The sequence below is a fragment of the Bradyrhizobium sp. RDI18 genome (assembly GCF_043203335.1).
Lineage (GTDB): Bacteria > Pseudomonadota > Alphaproteobacteria > Rhizobiales > Xanthobacteraceae > Bradyrhizobium > Bradyrhizobium retamae.
This window is the reverse complement of the sequence record NZ_JBICRN010000006.1, coordinates 593,747-608,472: the sequence shown is the minus strand read 5'-3', so window position 1 is coordinate 608,472 and position 14,726 is coordinate 593,747. Positions and strand designations below refer to the sequence as shown.

10 protein-coding genes and 4 pseudogenes are annotated in these 14,726 nt (G+C 60.5%); 5 read left to right on the top strand and 9 right to left on the bottom strand.

Translation table 11 applies throughout. The annotated features are described in order from the left end of the window. Window positions 1-51 precede the first annotated feature (51 nt). Genes ACFXS9_RS03885 through ACFXS9_RS03875 form a run of 3 tightly spaced genes read left to right on the top strand, consistent with a single transcriptional unit; the run spans window position 52 to window position 4,341 of the window. Window positions 52-3,045, top strand: coding sequence for an amino acid adenylation domain-containing protein (locus tag ACFXS9_RS03885; RefSeq protein WP_392687251.1), 2,994 nt, complete (start codon window positions 52-54; stop codon window positions 3,043-3,045). Continuing rightward, a complete protein-coding gene (locus ACFXS9_RS03880; protein ID WP_392687248.1) occupies window positions 2,972-3,466 on the top strand; it encodes a hypothetical protein in 495 nt (164 codons plus the stop codon). Before ACFXS9_RS03885 ends, ACFXS9_RS03880 begins: the two co-directional genes overlap by 74 nt. Beyond that, complete coding sequence (locus ACFXS9_RS03875) at window positions 3,349-4,341, top strand: thioesterase domain-containing protein (RefSeq protein ID WP_392687245.1); 993 nt, start codon at window positions 3,349-3,351, stop codon at window positions 4,339-4,341. The genes ACFXS9_RS03880 and ACFXS9_RS03875 overlap by 118 nt, the downstream gene beginning before the upstream one ends. 190 nt (window positions 4,342-4,531) lie before the next feature. Here the strand turns inward: ACFXS9_RS03875 and ACFXS9_RS03870 are convergent. Further along, window positions 4,532-5,092: pseudogene (locus tag ACFXS9_RS03870) on the bottom strand (IS5/IS1182 family transposase); the annotation flags it as partial. A gap of 109 nt (window positions 5,093-5,201) precedes the next feature. On the opposite strand from ACFXS9_RS03870, the gene ACFXS9_RS03865 reads away from it, so the two are divergent. Beyond that, entirely contained in the window at window positions 5,202-5,639 is a 438-nt protein-coding gene (locus ACFXS9_RS03865) for a hypothetical protein (protein WP_392685314.1), read from the top strand. A 12-nt stretch (window positions 5,640-5,651) separates the two neighbouring features. On the opposite strand, the gene tnpC is transcribed toward ACFXS9_RS03865, so the two are convergent. The 4 genes and pseudogenes from tnpC to ACFXS9_RS03845 form a co-directional block, all read right to left on the bottom strand. Next, the gene (gene tnpC / locus ACFXS9_RS03860; RefSeq protein WP_392685312.1) at window positions 5,652-7,229 is read right to left on the bottom strand and encodes an IS66 family transposase; all 1,578 of its coding nucleotides are present in this window, start codon (window positions 7,227-7,229) and stop codon (window positions 5,652-5,654) included. A 72-nt stretch (window positions 7,230-7,301) separates the two neighbouring features. Further along, window positions 7,302-7,649: an IS66 family insertion sequence element accessory protein TnpB gene (gene tnpB / locus ACFXS9_RS03855; RefSeq protein ID WP_108522829.1), complete on the bottom strand. Its 348-nt coding sequence runs from the start codon at window positions 7,647-7,649 to the stop codon at window positions 7,302-7,304. Window positions 7,650-7,823: 174 nt separating this feature from the next. Beyond that, window positions 7,824-8,054 carry a transposase gene (locus ACFXS9_RS03850; RefSeq protein ID WP_392687242.1) on the bottom strand — a complete coding sequence of 77 codons (231 nt, stop codon included), beginning with the start codon at window positions 8,052-8,054 and terminating at the stop codon, window positions 7,824-7,826. Window positions 8,055-8,137: 83 nt separating this feature from the next. After that, window positions 8,138-8,939: pseudogene (locus ACFXS9_RS03845) on the bottom strand (IS5 family transposase); the annotation flags it as partial. A 302-nt stretch (window positions 8,940-9,241) separates the two neighbouring features. Between ACFXS9_RS03845 and ACFXS9_RS03840 the strand changes: the two are divergent. After that, window positions 9,242-9,996: pseudogene (locus ACFXS9_RS03840) on the top strand (transposase); the annotation flags it as partial. A gap of 85 nt (window positions 9,997-10,081) precedes the next feature. On the opposite strand, the gene ACFXS9_RS03835 reads toward ACFXS9_RS03840, so the two are convergent. From ACFXS9_RS03835 to ACFXS9_RS03820, 4 genes and pseudogenes are all read right to left on the bottom strand, one after another. After that, the gene (locus ACFXS9_RS03835) at window positions 10,082-10,471 is read right to left on the bottom strand and encodes a response regulator transcription factor (protein ID WP_392685309.1); all 390 of its coding nucleotides are present in this window, start codon (window positions 10,469-10,471) and stop codon (window positions 10,082-10,084) included. Between the two features lie 116 nt (window positions 10,472-10,587). After that, entirely contained in the window at window positions 10,588-11,262 is a 675-nt protein-coding gene (locus tag ACFXS9_RS03830) for a response regulator transcription factor (protein ID WP_082637734.1), read from the bottom strand. After that, window positions 11,259-13,853, bottom strand: coding sequence for a PAS domain S-box protein (locus tag ACFXS9_RS03825; protein WP_392687239.1), 2,595 nt, complete (start codon window positions 13,851-13,853; stop codon window positions 11,259-11,261). The genes ACFXS9_RS03830 and ACFXS9_RS03825 overlap by 4 nt, the downstream gene beginning before the upstream one ends. Window positions 13,854-14,346: 493 nt before the next feature. After that, window positions 14,347-14,534, bottom strand: a pseudogene (locus tag ACFXS9_RS03820) (IS5/IS1182 family transposase); the annotation flags it as partial. Window positions 14,535-14,726 lie beyond the last annotated feature (192 nt).

Genomic DNA, 14,726 nt, shown 5'->3' with positions numbered 1-14,726 from the left:
GCCTAAGGATGAGGGTATGCGCGCGCCGCCTATGAGGCGCCGCAAGGCGAGATCGAGACGGCGCTGGCGACGATCTGGGCCGAGCTTCTGGGTGTTGAGCGGGTCGGACGGAACGACCACTTCTTCGAACTGGGCGGCCACTCGCTCTTGGCGGTGCAGCTGATCGAGCGTCTGCGGCGGCTGTCGCTGGGGGTGGAGGTGCGGACTTTGTTCGCCAGGCCGGTGCTGGCGGATCTGGCCGCGAGCCTGCGCAGTCATCACGAGGTGGCGGTGCCGGCCAACCTGATCACGGCAGAGAGCCGCTCGATCACGCCGCAGATGCTGCCGCTGATCGAGCTGACGCAGGGAGAGATCGACCGGCTCCTCGCCACGGTGCCCGGCGGCGTCGGCAACATCCAGGATATTTATGCCTTGTCGCCGCTGCAGGACGGCATCCTGTTCCATCATCTGTTGGCCCGCCAAGGCGATCCGTACCTGCTGGTGTCGCAGATGGCGTTTGCCGACCGTGGCGTGTTGGACCGCTATCTTGCCGCGGTTCAGCGGGTGGTGGACCGGCACGACATCTTAAGGACGTCGTTTGTCTGGGAGGGCCTGTCGCGCGCGGCCCAGGTGGTGTGGCGGAACGCGCCACTCAATGTGACCGAGGTCGAGCTGGATGGCTCCGGCGGTCCTGGCCACGCGCAGCTCAGGCTGAGGTTTGATCCGCGCCAGCACCGCATCGATCTTGGCCGGGCCCCGCTGTTGCGGTTTGTGATCGCGCGCGAGCCCGGCAGCGCGCGCTGGCTGCTCTTGCAGCTGCAGCATCATCTGATCGGGGATCACACGACGCTGGAGGTGATGCATGCCGAGGTTAAGGCCGTGCTCGGCGGGCGCGACCATGAGCTGGCCGCCCCGCAGCCGTTCCGCAACCTGGTGGCGCAGGCGCGCCTGGGCGTTGGTACCAAAGCGCATGAAGAGTTCTTCCGGGGACTACTGGGGGACATCGATGCGCCGACCACGCCGTTTGGCTTAAGCGAGGTCCACGGCGACGGCTGCGGGGTTCATGAGGCGCATCGGAGGCTGCCGCAGGCGCTCAACGCGCGATTGCGCAGCCAGGCGCGGCGGCTTGGGGTGAGCCTGGCCAGCCTGTGCCATCTGGCGTGGGGACAGGTGGTGGCGCGCAGCAGCGGCCGCGAGCAGGTGGTGTTCGGCACGGTGCTGTTTGGCCGCATGCATGGCGGCGCGGGTGCCGACCGCACCATGGGCCTGTTCATCAACACGCTGCCGCTGCGGCTTGATCTGGACGGCACCGGGGTCGAGGCGAGCGTGCGGACCACGCACGCCCGGCTGGCCGAGCTGCTGGCGCATGAGCATGCCTCGCTGGCCTTGGCGCAACGCTGCAGCGGCGTTGCGGCGCCGGCGCCGCTGTTCAGCGCGCTGTTGAACTACCGCCACACCGCGCCGGCGCTCGCTTGCGGACCGGATGCTGGGCTGGGCGGCGTGGAATGGCTGGGCGGGGAGGAACGCACCAACTATCCGCTGACCCTGTCGGTGGATGATTTTGGCGAGGCGCTCGGTCTGACGGCGCAGGTGGCGGAGCCCGTCTCCGCGGATCGGGTCTGCGGCTACATGCAGCGCGCGCTCGAGCAACTGGCCGACGCGCTGGAGCAGGCGCCGAACACGCCGGTGCGCGAGCTGGATATCCTGCCGTCCGCTGAGCGCGCGTATCTGTTGGAGGAGCTGAACCGGACGGCGGCGCCGTATCCCGAGCAGCAGTGCATCCATGAGCTGTTCGAGGCGCAGGTGCGCAAAGCGCCGGATGCGGTGGCGGTGGTCGATGCGGAGGAACGCGTAAGCTATGGCGAGCTCAATGCGCGGGCGAACCGGCTGGCGCACCACCTGATCGCGCTCGGGGTCAGGCCGGACCAGCCGGTGGCGATCTGCCTTCAGCGCAGCATCGCGATGGTGGTCGGGCTGCTGGCGATCCTCAAGGCGGGCGGGGCGTATCTGCCGCTGGATCCGGCCTATCCGAGCGCGCGGCTGCACCAGGTGCTCAACGATGCGGCACCGCCTCTGCTGCTGGCCGATGCGGCGGGACGATCGGCGCTGGGCAGCGATGCGCTACTCGATCTGACGGTGGTCGACCTGGAGACGGCGACCCCGGCGTGGGCGCAGCTGCCGGCCGCGAACCCGGACCCGCGCGCCCTCGGTCTGACCTCGCGCCATCTCGCCTATGTGATCTACACCTCGGGATCCACCGGAACGCCCAAGGGCGTCATGGTCGAGCATCGGGGATTGACAAATTATCTGTGCTGGGCCTGTCATGCCTACGATTCCAGATCATCCTCCGTGGTCTCCTCTCCTCTGGCCTTTGATGCAACAGTTACCAGCCTGTTTGCACCTTTGATCTGTGGTGGCCATGCAGATCTTATGATGGAGGGACAAGAGGTCGAGGGGTTAAAAGCAAAGATCAGCGCGGAATGCGGAACAATCAAGATCACCCCGAGCCATCTGGATGCTCTTGGGCAACAGATGCTGGCGGACTCCGCTGCCAGCCAAGTTGAATCATTTATTATCGGCGGTGAAGCGCTGTCGCATTCAACAGTTGAGTTGTGGCGCAAGATCCAGCCCACGGCCCGAATGGTGAATGAATATGGCCCAACCGAAACAGTTGTCGGTTGTATCTTTTATGACGTTCCGACAGAAATGGCTGTATCTGCGAACATCCCGATCGGCCGTCCGATTGCGAACACGCGGATCTATCTGCTGGATGGTGATGGCGCGCCTGTTCCGTTTGGGGCCGTAGGGGAGCTTTACATTGGCGGCGCGGGAGTGGCGCGGGGCTATCTGAACCGTCCCGAGCTGACCGCGGAGCGGTTTTTGGCCGATCCGTTCAGCACTGAGCCGGGGGGCGCGGATGTACCGGAGCGGGGATCTTGCGCGCTATCTGCCGGACGGCAATCTGGCGTTTCTGGGCCGCAACGACGACCAGGTGAAGATCCGCGGCTTCCGGATCGAGCCGGGCGACACCGCGGCGCGGCTCGTCGAGCACGCCGCGGTGCGTGACGCGGTGGTGGTGGCGCGCCAGGACCGCGCCGGCGAGCAGCGGCTGGTCGCCTATGTGGTGTGCGCGTCCGAGGCGGGCTCGGATGGGCTGGATGGAAGCGAACTTGCCGGCACCTTGCGCACGCACTTAAGTGCGCGGCTGCCGGACTACATGGTGCCGTCGGCGTTTGTGCACCTTGCGGCGCTGCCCTTGACGGTGAACGGCAAGCTCGACCGCAAGGCCTGCCGGCGCCTAAGGATGAGGCGTATGCGCGCGCCGCCTATGAGGCGCCGCAAGGCGAGATCGAGACGGCGCTGGCGACGATCTGGGCCGAGCTTCTGGGTGTTGAGCGGGTCGGGCGCCACGACCACTTTTTCGAACTGGGCGGTCACTCGCTCTTGGCGGTGCAGTTGCTCAGTCGAGCGCTCGATCTTGGGCTGAAGCTCAGCGCCGCCGACCTCTTCCAAGCCCCTGTTTTGCAGAAACTTACGTCGAAGGTTGAGTTGCAGCAGCCGCACCGCAATGCAGCTGGAGTGCTATCCGTTCGTGTAACGGGATCGCAAGCGCCACTCTTCTTTGTTCCTACAGGTTTGGGGGATTGTTCCTATGTCGTCAGTTTGGTCAAAGAAATGGACATAGACTGTCCTGTCTATGCTCTGCCATGGCCGTCCTTCGATGAACTTTGTTCGCCAACTCTTGAGGCGATAGCCTCGCAACTAATCTCGGCGATCAAAGAGATTCAGCCGCAAGGCCCATATCGCTTCGCCGGATATTCCTCAGGGGCATTCTTGGCCTACGCAATTGCCCAGCGCTTACTAAGCCTCGATGAAACTGTGTCATTCATGGCTTTCATCGATGTTACGTTACCTGCAAATCCATTGAGCATGTCGCCAGCCAAAATAGTACTAGAAATGGTGCTAGAGTCTCTCAAGCCCTTGGATGATGAGCGGTTCGAAGTGTTGGAGCACTTTGCTAGACAAAGTTCAGTTGCCCAGTTGCTTGAAAAGGCGCAGCAACTTGGGGCGCTATCTCTAGATCATGATCTCGAAATTGACGCTTTGAGGTGTGCAAGAATTGCCCAATTTCGAAGGGCGCTGCAGTTATACCAAGTTCCATCCCTGCCAGTTGAAATACATCAGTTTTATGCCACAGAGGCCAGTTCACCCATACGCGGTTGGGACCAAGTTTTGAGTGCAGCGGCCATTCATGCTGTGCCAATTCCAGGCAACCACATGACGATGATGAGTGCTCCAGAGAACCGCCGAGTTCTGGCTCGATCCATATCAGCGGCCTTAAACCCCAATTTGGGAGCTTGAATCACAGGCGCTCGGCCACCCAAATATGCGGTCCGTTCTTTAATCGCGGGCACGGTGTCAACCCCGATAGACAAAGTGATCCACTGCCGGGTTCATGGTTCTTTCCGCGGTCGTCTCTCCAGGAGCCGCCGCATGATGGCGTTCAAGAGGTGTGCATCTCGATGTGAAGAGCGCGGTGCGTAGTCGTCCGTTAAGAAGCCGATCTGAGTGTTGATTGGGCGGTGAAGGCTGCGATGAGGGCGGTGAGGAAGAGGCACCAAAAATCCCTCAGCCAAGCGAGGATGCGGCGGAAGTTGTGTCCGACGGCGGAGAGAATGACGTTGGCGGCGTCTCCGGCGCGGCCCTTGAGATAGCAGCGGCCGAGGTGGCTTTCGGCCTTCAAGTGCCCGATGATGGGCTCGATGGCGGATCGGCGTCGCAGCTCGCGTTTGATGACGCCGAAGACGCCGCGCTTCTGGCCTGAGATGAAGACGCGGCGCGGGTTCTCCGTGCCATGGCCGCGGTATCCCTTGTCGACATAGGCGCGCTCGATCGGACAACCGGTGAGCCTCCCGGTGTCTGCGATGACGCCGCCAAGGGTGTGGCCGTCGTAGGGGGTGTCCGGCAGCGCCCTGGCATGCAGCACGAAGTGGCCGCCGGGGCCACGGCGGTTGGTGGTGACGATGGAGGCCTTGAAGCCGAACTCATAAGGTGCGCTGGCCTTGCCCTTGCCGATGCACTCCACCTCTGGGGCATGGAAGGAATGATAGCGGTGTTTTGACCCCACGTGGCTAATGAATGACGTGGATATCGACGGTGGTCGGTTGACCGCGCGCAATGCGGATGTTGGGCTTCACTCAGGACAAAGCCTGAGACTACCGATGTCGACCGAATCCAAGTTGCGCGAGAAGTTGCGGAAGATCGAGGCCCTGTTCGCTGGGGCCGGGACGGCCGGCGAACGGCTCGCTGCGGAGGCGGCGCTGGAACGTGTCCGGGCGCGTCTAGGAGAACTCAGCCGGCAGGATCCATCGATTGAGATGCAGTTCTCGATGCCTGATCAATGGTCGCGCCATTTGTTTCTTGCACTGTGCCGACGCTATGGCTTGAAGCCCTACCGCTATTATCGGCAGCGGCGCAACACGGTCATGATCAGGGCACCGAAGCGGTTTCTCGACCAAGTCCTGTGGCCCGAGTTTTCCGAACTTGACCAAGCTCTGCGAGCCTACCTTCATCAGGTGACGATGCGCGTGATCCGCGAGGAGGTTTTCGCCGATGCAAGCGAGGCGCAGGAGATTTCCGAGGCGCTGCCACCGAACTGATGGCAGATTTGATCATGCAGCAAGGCGGGCTTTGCTGTGCTGAGCCCATGCCCAGGGCAATAATTCGTCGATCTTCGCCATCGGCCAACCATTAACGAGTTTGCTGAGGATATCAGCAAGGTACGGTTTGGGGTCGATGTCTTGCAGCTTTGCCGTTTCGATCAGCGAAGCCATGCAGGCCCAGTTGACCGCGCCCTGATCGTGGCCTGCGAAGAGGCTATTCCTGCGATTGAGAGCTATAGGCCGCATCGCGCGCTCGACGCTGTTGGTATCCATCTCGATGCGGCCATCGTCGAGAAAGCGCACCAAGCCTGGCCAATGATTGAAGCCGTAGCGGATCACCTCGGCAATTGTGCTCTTGTCTGAGACCGCCGCAAGCCTGTTCTCAAGCCAGGTTTTCAGCGCCTCGACGAGCGGCCTGGTCTCCATCTGACGGATAGCGCGGCGTTCATCGGCACTGCGACCGCGGATCCGATTCTCGATCGCGTACAGCGCTGCAATCCGCTCCAGCGCCTCATGCACGATCGGTGCCGGGCCGCCCTCGTCGATCTCGACAAATCCGCGACGCCAGTGCGTCCAGCAAAAGGCCAGCGTCGCTGGACCGCCGTCGCGCTGCGGATCGGCCAACTGCTTATAGACCGTGTATCCGTCGCAATGAACGATGCCGGTATAGCCTGCAAGCAATGCCGTGCAATGCTCGCCGCCGCGGCCGGGCGCATAGGTATAGACAACGGCCGGGGGATCCAGCCCGCCCCAGGGTCGATCATCCCGCGAGATCGCCCAGAAGTAGCCGGTCTTGGTTCGGCCCCGCCCGGGATCGAGCACCGGCGCGCGGGTTTCATCGACCACGATTTTCGCCGAAGCGAGCACGATTTCTTTCATCCGTAGATAGACCGGCTTGATTTCGGCTGCGGCGGCGCCAACCCAACCAGCCAATGTCGAGCGATCGACCGGTAAGCCCTGCAGCCGCATGATATGCGCCTGGCGGTAAAGTGGTTTGTGCCAGGCGTATTTGTCGACCACGACATCGGCGACAAGGTTTTCTGTGGGAATGCCACTCTTGATCAAGCGCTCCGCCGCTGGCGCCTGCACGATTGCGCTCTCGCATGACCGGCAGCCGTATTTCGGCCGGTGTGTAACGATCACCTGATACTGCGCGGGGATCTTGTCGAGGCGTTCGGCGGTTTCCTCGCCGATCACATGCATCAGGCCATGGCAGCAGGGGCATGCCGTACTGTCGGGAGTAAGCGTGATATGCACGCGTGGAAGATGCGCCGGCAGCGATCCCCGATTGGTCTTCCGCTTCTTCTTCGGAGCTTCTTCTATTGGCGCTGTCTTGTCTTGTTCGGCATCCTCCGCCGCCACCGCCGTCTCAAGATCCTCGATTGCCAATTGCAGCTGCTCAGGGTCAAGACGTTCGGACTTGCGGCCGAACTGCGCACGCCGAAGTTGCTGCAACAAATGGCGAAGCCGATCGTTCTGCTCCGCCACGCGCCGGCATTCTTCCAGCGCGGCATCGCGTTCGCTCGACAGCTGAACCACCAGCTCTCGCAAGGCATCGAGATCGTCAGGGGAAGCATCGATCGGCATGACGATATAGAATCAGATTCGCGTTCAGTTGTGTTGCTCTCAAACCTGATCTGATTCAAAAAGTCGCAGCTTTCACGACGTCGCCGTCGGCCGCGTAACGTCGCGCGCATGCAGCCGCGACCAATCCATCCCATCCACAAGCGCGGCCAATTGCGCCGACGTCAGTCGCATCACGCCGTCGGTGATTGGAGGCCACTTGAACGCTCCGCTTTCAAGCCGCTTCCACAATAGCACCAGCCCGGTGCCGTCCCAGGCAACCATCTTCACACGGTCCGCACGTTTCGAGCGGAAGACATAAATTGTGCCGGAGAATGGATCTTCGCCAAGCGTCTCGCGCACCAGTGCCGCCAGCCCATCCGCCCCCCGGCGGAAGTCAACCGGCTTCGTCGCAATCAAAACCCGTAGGCCTGCCGTAATCATGCCGCAGCTTTTACCGCACGGAGTACGTCAGTCAGAAAGATCAGATCAACACCAGGTCCAGCATGAACCACCGCGCCCGCGATCTCGATCGTGATCAGTCGGCTTTCCTGTGGATTCCCAACCGCCGTCGAATTGTACCCGGGCGTCACAATGGGAACGAACGTCAGCCCCTCTTCATTCGGGAGTACAAGTAATCCCCCTCGTGCTGCTTTTGCGCCACGCAAACAAATGCTGAGGACTGATCTCGTACCGTCGCGCAACCTCCGAAACAACCGCTCCAGCGCGATACGACTCCGCGACAATCCGGCCCTTCTGTTCCTCGGTCCAGCGACGCCGGCGGCCAACACCAGTCCGGACTTCAAAACGGCCAAACGGCCGCGAATTGTCAAATATATCGTCGACCATATATGTGAACCGATCTCGCCAAACCGATCCACATCTGACGAATCGTCAGCGCCGCCGCAAGGTGCGGTCAAAACACCGCTATCGAAGGAATAGAGCTTCCAGCCGCGCTGGCGCTGCTGCTGCGAGCGGATCTGCGCGGCGCGGCCGAGCGGAAGTGCGAACGTCTGCTCGAGCGCCGTCTGTCCTTCGATCTTGCGGCGGATATCGCGGATGATCCGGCCCAGCCGGCTGCGCAGGATACGCAACTGCCGCTGATGTCGCTTGAACTGCTTGGCGTGGGCATAGCGTCCCGCCATCATCGCTGCCTTCTTGGCGATCCGCAGGTAGGATTGACGCAACCGCACGCCGTGCCTGCTCGCCAAGTGGTTCAGTCCCCGGATCGCCGCATGCAGCAGCTTGGCGTCGGTCGGGAAGGTGATGGCCTTCGGCTGCACCGTGGTGTCGACCGTGACCCGCTTGAGGTCATTGCGGCGCAAGGCGGCCGGCGCCGTGCGCCACCCGCAGGCTCTCGGCCAGCAGCAGCTCCAGCTTCTCGCCGAGCCGCTTGCGCCAGTGGCTCAGGTCAGAGCGCTCATGCGGGAAGGCGTGCTGGAAGAACTCCTCGCCGGTGAAGTACTGGAAATACGGGTCGTGGACCCAGCGCTCGCACACCCCCTCGTCGGATAGCCCGTAAATGTGCTTGAGCAGCAGCAGACCGATCATGAAGCGGGTCGCGATCCCTGGCCGGCCGTGCTCGCTGTAGAGCGGCGCAATCTCGCCGTCGATCCAGTCCCAGTCGATCTTGCCAGCGAGCAAAACCAGTTCGTGCTTCAGATTGATGATCTGGTCGAGCCGAGCCCGGAACAGATCGTTCGATCCAGTCGTCTGGTGCTTCTTCGGCCGCATCGTCCCCTCCGATGCAGACAAGGAATCATGCTTCCCGCTTCGAGGGAATCCCGAAAACGAAATCGCAAGGTTCCGGCGCTCAAAGCAGCAAAACCTTGCAATCCGGAAACGCCCCTTGGCCCTAATCGAGATTCCCGTTCAGTGGCTTAGGTCTTCTTCACAGACGACGACTTACATAGGGTAATCGCGGGGTTGGGAACACCGGCGCGATTGTGATGCGTTGGATTAAGGTGGTTGCCCCCCGATAGGATGAAATACGGTCTCGACTCGACGCCGGGCCCAGCATCAAACGGGAGACAACCATGAAGCAGTTTATCGGCCTCGACGTGTCATTGAAAGATACAATCGTCTCGGTGCGCAAAGGAGGCAAGCGGATCTGGCGCGGAAAATGCCCATCCGATCCCAAGCTGATAGCCGATGTCATCCGCAAGCGAACGCGGAACGCATCGTGTTCAGCGATTTGCATAGATGCGCGGCACGCCAAGGCGGCGCTAGATATGGCGCCAAACAAGACCGACGCAAATGACGCGGATGGGCTCTCGCATCTTGCCGAGGTCGGCTTTTACCGCGAGGTGCGGGTGAAGAGCTTTGACAGCATGCTGGTTCGCACGCTGGTCGCAGCGCGCAACCAACTGCTCAAGATGACAACCCAGCTGTCCAACCAGATCCGCGGCCTGATGAAGACGTTCGATCTAGTCGTTCCCAAGGGGGCAGGACGCGTGTTTGAGGGCCATGTGTGCAGCAAGCTGGCGAACAATGCCGTCCTCAAGCAGATTATCAAGCCGTTGCTCGATACCTGGAGGGGCATGCGCGCCCGCGCCGCTGAATTGAGCAAGCAGCTTGTTGCTTCAGCCCGCGCGAGTGAGGTGAGCAATGCCAGTTGGTTGCGTCGATCCCTGGCATCGGCGCGGTAACAGCTTCCTCCTTCGTTGCAGCGATCGAGGATCCGGGAAACTTTAGAAAATCGCGCTCGGTGGGCGCCTGGATCGGTAATAGCGAACGAAGAATTTCAATAAAAGAGCCCAATCGCCAAGGATTGCTGCTTCGTGAGGCCGAGGTCCTCATCGACCTTGTGGTATGGCGCGCGCGGTTCCGCGGGCCGCGCCGAAGTTTGAGTTGAGTAGACTGCGGTGCTCATCGTCTCATGCGCTGGTTCCGCCGCGACGCTGATCCAGTGCGGTATCAAGGCACCTGATCAAGTGCTGTCCGGCGAAGGGCTTGGCCAGGAAGCAAATCGCTCCGGCGCTCAGCGCACGGGCGTGAACGCGATCATCGGGAAAGGCAGTGATGAAAATGAACGGTGCACTGTAACCCTGGGCCCGCATATGTGTCAGCAGGTCCAAGCCGCTCATAATCGACATCTGCACATCCGCAATCACACACGATGTTCCGTTCAGATGGGGCGAGCGCAAGAACTCCTCGGCCGACACAAATGTATGGACGATATAGCCGCGGGATTTCAAAAGATTATTTATCGCAGCACGGACCGACCCGTCGTCATCGACGATGGAAATGAGCGGAGGCGTGGACAAGACGATCCCCTCCTAACGCGGGAAAGGCGCTTGCCGAAGCATAGCCGCCTGGACCAAGGGTAGGCTTGTGGACCAAGGTGGGCGTGCGGGATGAAAATGTAAACTCATACTTAGGCTTATTCGGGGTGGTTGGCACAAATTCCGAGGGTCTCAGCCATTCTGACTAAATCGGCCAGCGACCGTGCGCCCATTTTCTTCATCACCCGTCCGCGATAGATCCTGACGGTCATTTCGGCGAGCTCGAGCTCTGCGGCTACTTGTTTGTTCATCAGGCCGGCGGCGACCAGTTTCATCACTGCCTGTTCGCGTGGGCTTAAGGTCTCGAACAAGGACTGCAAGTTCGCAACCGTCTTCTCAACTTCCCGCCTCTTGCGATCCCGTTCGGTCGCGGCGACGACAGCGTCAAGCAGCTCCTGATCGCGAAACGGCTTGGTAAGAAAATCGACCGCTCCACCCTTCATGGCCTTGACGCTCATTGGAATGTCGCCATGGCCAGTTATGAAAATAATCGGAATGTGAAGGTTCAACTTGGCTAGCTCAGTCTGCAGCTCGATGCCGCTCAATCCAGGAAGCCTGACGTCAAGGACGAGGCAGCTGGCAACCTTCGGAAGGTTGCCTTGCAGCATTTCCTGGGCCGATCCGAACGCAGCAACGTCCAGGTTCACCGATCGAAAAAGATTCGCGAGCGAACGACGCATTGAGACGTCGTCGTCGATCACGAACACGATCGCCCTTCCGCTCGGCTCCTCGGTCTTCACGCCTTGGTGCGGCGAGTCGGAGCGCCCGGTCACGACACGACCTCTTTATGCAACGGAAGGGCGAATTGAAAAGTCGCGCCCGGCTCTTGCTCGCGGGCGATCGACAGGCTCCCTCCGTGAGCCTCCACGATCGAACGGCAGATCGAAAGCCCCATTCCAAGGCCGCTTGATTTAGTGGTAAAAAAGGGATTGAACACGCGATCCGCGTCGTCCTCGGTGATCCCGACACCGCAATCAGTCACGGCAAGGTGCACGCGTCCCATATCGTCCTGGGATGACCGAATCACCAGTTCGCGCGGCCGGTCCCTGACCGTCTGCATGGCCTCAATCCCGTTCATCACCAGATTTGTGATCACCTGTTGCAGTTGAACCCGGTCACCCAGGATCAAGGGGAGGGCCGGCGTCAACTCGGTCCGTAACGACACCTGATGGCTGACCAGCTCGCGTGTCACCAGCGCGATTACCTCCTTGACGATGTCATTGATATCGACCGGCACCATCTCGATCTCGCCTTTCTTCGCAAGCGCGCGGATGCGGCGGATCACCTCGCTCGCCCGAATCCCGTCCTCGATGATCCACTCCACTGAGCAGCGCGCCTCCGAAAGATCAGGAGTCTCGCGACCAAGCCAACCCAGGCAAGCCTCGCCATTGGTGACAATGGCGGCGAGCGGCTGGCTTATCTCGTGGGCGATGGAGGTTGTCAGCTCGCCCAGCGTCGTCACGCGCGTCACGTGCGCGAGCTCTGCCTGTGCCTTCCGCAGTTCTCGTTCGGCCTGATCTGCGCGGATGGTTGCGGTGATGTCAGTGCTGACGCCGCGATAGCCGAGGAAATTGCCGGCAGCATCAAAAAATGGCTTTCCGCTGGTCCGGACGTAAATTGGAGATTCCATCTGGGTGACGGTGCTATAGATGAAATCGCGAAATGGAAGACGTGCATCGAGTGTCGCCCGATGCTGCCGCCACTTCTCGGGTTCTGCTTCGACATCGCGCGCAATTTCCCAGCGAAGCAGGCCGACGACCTCTGTGGCCAGAATGCCTGCTGTGCTGGTGTGCTCCGATAAAAGGATGACCCGGTGGTCCGGCCCGGTCTCCCAGAGCCAGTCGGAGGCCGTTTCGGCGTAGTCGCGAAACCGCTGCTCGCTTTCGCGCAACGCAGCAAGAGCCCCTTCCAGTCGTTCCCTGGCCGCATGTTGCTCGGTTACATCCATATGCGTTCCGATGAGCTCGCTGACGTTGCCATCGCTGCCGACCACGGCGTGCGCAACGGAATGTATGCGCCTTATCGCGCCATCTGGAAGAAGGATTCGGAAATCATATTCGAAATGCCCTCCCTTGTCTTTGATAGCCTGGCGCGGCACTTCCTGAAGCCGCGGCAAGTCGTCTGGATGGATACGCGACCGGATGGTCTCTATCGATACAGCCTGTTCCGGATCGAAGCCAAACAGACGATCGATTTCGGCGGAGCGATACACAAATTCGAGACGGTCGACGTCCCAGGACCAACTGCCCGTGTGGCTGAGATGCTGGGCTTCGGCCAGATAGGCCTCGCTACGACGCAACTGCTGTTCCGCCTGCTTTGCAGTCGTAATATCCGTCACTGCGCCGACAAACTCGATATCACCAGAGGCGGTTCTAATGGCTCGTGCCAGCGCGTGGAGGTGCTTCACCGAGCCGTCCGGCATCAGCAGTCGGTATTCGTGCTCGAAATCCTCTTCGTTTTGGAGCGCTCGTTCGATGGTCTCTCGCACGGCAGCCCGATCTTCTGGATGGGTTCGATCAACGACGAGTTGCGGGATCGGTTTCGTCGACGGATCGTATTGGAAAATACGAAAGGTCTCCTTTGACCAGTGGACCTCGCCGGTGGCGACGTTCCAGCCGAAGCTGCCGGTGCGGCTCAATTCCTGCGCCTGGGCCAGATGGGCTTCGCTCCGCCGCAGGGCAGTTTCCGTCCGCTTTCGCTCGGTGATATCTTCGCAAGCGATAAGGACGACGAGCTTGTCTTCTGCCCACTGCATGGCTTTGGCGTTTTCGCGCACCCACAGCACCGAGCCATCCTTCCTGATCTTCTGGATCTCCCAAGTGTGCGATTGGCCGACCGTTTCAATGCACAGCCCGACGCGCTCGCGAACAAACGGACGATCTTCTTCCAGAAATACCTTCAGCACGGAATGCCCGACAAGCTCCGAGGGCGCATAGCCGAGCTGTGTTGCGCCAAACGTGTTGACGTTCAGGACCATTCCGGTGGCATTGACCATGAATTGCATGACCGGGTTATGCTCGAAGATTTCGCGCCACTGTTTCTCGCGGTCGCGCAACTCAGCCTCGCTGCGCCGGAGCCCGGCTGCGGCCTCAAGCGCAACCTCCCTTTCTCGGCGGACTTTTCCGATCAGGTGCGTTCCAACAATTGAGGCAACAAGAAAGGCCACAACCACAGGAAGATCCTGTGGATCATTCAGATTGAAAGTGGGCGGCGCAAAGAAGTAGGCCAAAGCAGCGAAGGGCAAGATGAAAAGCATGGCAGAGGCTATGAGGCTGCCCATCAGAGAAAACACCAATATCATTTCCAAATAGCCGAACGCCGTCGCGGCGAAATGGGAGTGAAGGTACAACGAGGTTAGCGTCATCAACGCCAGCGCGAAAAAACTGCGTGGCTGAGCGTCCGAACCTGAACTTAGTAAGCTGGTTACTCATGATCCTAAACTATCGAAAGGAGCTGGAGAACTATACGAATGTTTTAACCCGGCCCTGGCGCTGATTTTCAGCAGCTAGCGCTAGCATTATCATGCCTCGGCACAATTCATCCATTATCTCAATGGTTTACGCGGAAGAGCGACTTCCGTGCTCCCCGGCTTTGATGACGCCGAAAGAAGCTTCGCCAAAAATTGGCCGATTGAGGCGGCCATCAAGACCTTCTTAGAACCCACACGGCAGTGCGCGTAGAACCGGTAGAGCGCAACAAGCGAGGCCGGCACTTCGAAACCGAGTATCAATCACGGGAAGCCTTTGGCGAGATGCCTATGTTGGCCAGTCTCCTAAATCTAGGCCTCGAGCAGGGCGTCGGCCAGGCGCCGTGGACCGCACCGGGCGAGATCTTGGAGGGGGACCGCGCGCTTTCGTGTCGACCCGCGCGTGGGTCTTGGTGGTGAGGCCTCCTCGGCTTCGGCCCACACAACGATCTCCACTCTTTTTTGGCCCCGGAGGCGTGCTGATGGATACTTACAATCGAACTGCCATCGTGAGCCTTGATGACAGCATTCATCAGACCGATCCCAGATAGCCGCCTTGCGCCACTGGTTGAACCGATTGTCGTGTACGACCCGTATCGTTCCGGCAGGTGAAGGCCGGTGCCGCAGTCGAGTAGAGTTCATTCAAGATAGCCACACCAACGCGACCACGCATAGTGAGCTGCTTCTGTATTGTTAGATCTTATCGATTGCGCTCCGACCTGTTTGGCCCGGAGCCGACCAGCATTTGGTGTCTTAAGGCGGTTTGGAGTG

Excerpts from the sequence above, each read along its gene's own strand:
- ACFXS9_RS03865 (WP_392685314.1), top strand. The coding sequence starts at position 5,202 with ATGTCGACCGAATCCAAGTTGCGCGAGAAGTTGCGGAAGATCGAGGCC.
- tnpC (WP_392685312.1), bottom strand. The coding sequence starts at position 7,229 with ATGCCGATCGATGCTTCCCCTGACGATCTCGATGCCTTGCGAGAGCTG.
- tnpB (WP_108522829.1), bottom strand. The coding sequence starts at position 7,649 with ATGATTACGGCAGGCCTACGGGTTTTGATTGCGACGAAGCCGGTTGAC.
- ACFXS9_RS03850 (WP_392687242.1), bottom strand. The coding sequence starts at position 8,054 with ATGGTCGACGATATATTTGACAATTCGCGGCCGTTTGGCCGTTTTGAA.
- ACFXS9_RS03825 (WP_392687239.1), bottom strand. The coding sequence starts at position 13,853 with ATGACGCTAACCTCGTTGTACCTTCACTCCCATTTCGCCGCGACGGCG.